The 1,589-nt window shown below is 51.9% G+C and carries 1 rRNA gene; it reads left to right on the top strand.

Features of this window, described 5'->3' with window-relative positions:
• Nucleotides 1-36: 36 nt before the first annotated feature.
• Nucleotides 37-1,589, top strand: a 23S ribosomal RNA gene (locus tag O0550_RS23970); the annotation flags it as partial.

Raw genomic sequence — 1,589 nt, forward strand, 5'->3', positions numbered from 1 at the left:
CATTAGTGTAGATCGAAAGATCAAACCTTTAACTGTGGTTAAGTTAATAAGGGCACACGGTGGATGCCTTGGCGTTAGGAGCCGAAGAAGGACGCAGCGAACTGCGATAAGCCTCGGGGAGTGGTAAGCACACTTTGATCCGGGGATTTCCGAATGGGGGAACCCACCATCTGTAATGGGATGGTATCCTTCACTGAATACATAGGTGATGAGAGGGCAGACCCGGTGAACTGAAACATCTAAGTAGCCGGAGGAAGAGAAAACAATAGTGATTCCGTCAGTAGTGGCGAGCGAACGCGGAAGAGCCTAAACCGTAGGATTTATCCTACGGGGTTGTGGGGCGTTTCATATAGGAGTTACAAAAGACAGATGTAGGTGAACAGTTTGGGAAGACTGACCAAAGAGCGTGATAGTCGCGTAACCCAAACATCTGTCTCTCCGAGACCAACCCCGAGTAGCGCGGGACACGTGAAATCCCGTGTGAATCTGGCAGGACCATCTGCTAAGGCTAAATACTACCTAACGACCGATAGTGAACCAGTACCGTGAGGGAAAGGTGAAAAGCACCCCGGGAGGGGAGTGAAATAGTACCTGAAACCGTGTGCTTACAAATAGTCGGAGCACTTTCTATGTGTGACGGCGTGCCTTTTGTAGAATGAACCGGCGAGTTACGATAGCGTGCGAGGTTAAGTCGAAGAGACGGAGCCGTAGCGAAAGCGAGTCTGAATAGGGCGAAAGTACGTTGTCGTAGACCCGAAACCGTGTGATCTAGCCATGTCCAGGGTGAAGGTAGGGTAACACCTACTGGAGGCCCGAACCCACGCACGTTGAAAAGTGCGGGGATGAGGTGTGGCTAGCGGTGAAATTCCAATCGAACTCGGAGATAGCTGGTTCTCCCCGAAATAGCTTTAGGGCTAGCCTCGGAATAAAGAGTCTTGGAGGTAGAGCACTGATTGGACTAGGGGCCCTCATCGGGTTACCGAATTCAGTCAAACTCCGAATGCCAAGTACTTATGTCCGGGAGTCAGACGGTGAGTGCTAAGATCCATCGTCAAAAGGGAAACAGCCCAGACCATCAGCTAAGGCCCCCAAGTGTATGTTAAGTGGGAAACGATGTGGAGTTGCCCAGACAACCAGGATGTTGGCTTAGAAGCAGCCACCATTTAAAGAGTGCGTAATAGCTCACTGGTCGAGTGACTCTGCGCGGAAAATGTAACGGGGCTAAACATACCGCCGAAGCTATGGCAGTCCTTATGGACTGGGTAGGGGAGCGTTCCAAGCAGCAGTGAAGCCGTATCGTGAGGAGCGGTGGAGCGCTTGGAAGTGAGAATGCCGGTGTAAGTAGCGAAAAGACAAGTGAGAATCTTGTCCACCGAAAGCCTAAGGTTTCCTGGGGAAGGCTCGTCCTCCCAGGGTTAGTCGGGACCTAAGCTGAGGCCGAAAGGCGTAGGCGATGGACAACTGGTTGATATTCCAGTACCACCTCTGTTCCGCTTGAGCAATGGCGTGACGCAGGAGGATAGGGTGAGCGGCCTATTGGATGGCCGTCTAAGCAGTAAGTGTGGTGTGTAGGCAAATCCGCACACCAA

Source organism: Brevibacillus halotolerans (assembly GCF_026891775.1).
Taxonomy (GTDB): domain Bacteria; phylum Bacillota; class Bacilli; order Brevibacillales; family Brevibacillaceae; genus Brevibacillus_B; species Brevibacillus_B halotolerans.